General features: G+C 64.4%; 1 protein-coding gene. It reads left to right on the forward strand.

Annotation, left to right across the window (positions count from 1 at the left end):
• Positions 1–1,384, forward strand: a 1,384-nt coding sequence (locus HX846_RS36125) for an ATP-binding cassette domain-containing protein (protein WP_178967334.1), incomplete at both ends; no start/stop codon positions are given.

The raw sequence follows: 1,384 nt of genomic DNA on the forward strand, positions 1-1,384 counted from the left end.
GCCGGCAAGTCGAGCCTGCTGGGCTTGATCGCCGGGGTCAAAAAGCTTCAACAAGGCGAACTGCAAGTACTCGGCGGCTCCATCGAAGACCGCCGCCACCGCAACAGCCTGTACCCGCGTATCGCCTTCATGCCTCAAGGCCTGGGCGGTAACCTTTACCCCGAGCTGTCCATCAGCGAAAACATCCGGTTCTTTGCCACGCTGTTCGGCCTGTCAAAAGCCGATTGCGACCAGCGCATGCACAACCTGCTGCTGGCCACCGACCTCGCACGCTTCGCCGAGCGACCTGCCGGCAAGCTCTCCGGCGGCATGAAGCAGAAACTCGGCCTGTGCTGTGCACTGATCCACGACCCGGACCTGTTGATCCTCGACGAACCCACCACCGGCGTCGACCCGCTGTCCCGTCGACGCTTCTGGGAACTGGTGGAAACCGTACGCAGCGAACGCCCGCAGCTCACACTGCTGGTGGCCACCGCCTACATGGAAGAAGCCGAGCAGTTTGAACACTGCCTGATGCTCGACCGCGGCAAGCTGATCGCCGACGGCCTGAGCAGCGAACTCGCCGCCGCGACGCCCAGCGGCAAACTGGACGAAGCCTTCACCCATTTCCAGGGCGACAGTGCCCATAACAACGAACCGCTGGTGATTCCGCCCCGGCAAAGCGACAACACCGACATCGCCATCGAAGCCCACGACCTGACCCTGCGCTTCGGCGACTTCACGGCAGTCAACAAGGTCAGCTTCGCCATTGGCCGGGGCGAGATCTTTGGTTTCCTCGGCTCCAACGGCTGCGGCAAGACCACCACCATGAAAGTCCTCACCGGGTTGATGCCCGCCACCGAGGGCACCGCCACGCTGCTGGGCAACCCGGTAAACGCCAAGGACCTGGCCACCCGCAAGCGCGTGGGTTTCATGTCGCAAAGCTTCTCGCTGTACGGCGAACTCAGCGTGCGCCAGAACCTGGTGCTGCATGCGCAGTTGTTCGACCTGCCCAAGGCCGAGAGCGGCCAGCGCATCGACGAGTTGATCAAGCGTTTTGACCTGGGCGACGTTGCCGAGCAGCCGTCCGGCGAGTTACCGCTGGGCCTGCGCCAGCGCTTGTCCCTGGCGGTGGCGGTGCTGCACCGCCCGGAAGTGCTGATCCTCGATGAGCCGACCTCGGGCGTCGACCCGGCCGCGCGGGATGACTTCTGGCGGCTGCTGATCGAACTGTCCCGGGAACAGGGCGTGACGATCTTCCTGTCCACCCACTTCATGAACGAAGCCCAGCGCTGCGACCGCATCTCGCTGATGCACGCGGGCAAGGTGCTGGCCTGCGACACGCCGGACGCGCTGCAACAGCAGTTCCACGGCGAAACCCTGGAAGCGGCGTTCGTCACCTGCC

This window comes from Pseudomonas sp. K5002 (assembly GCF_013386655.1).
GTDB lineage: Bacteria > Pseudomonadota > Gammaproteobacteria > Pseudomonadales > Pseudomonadaceae > Aquipseudomonas.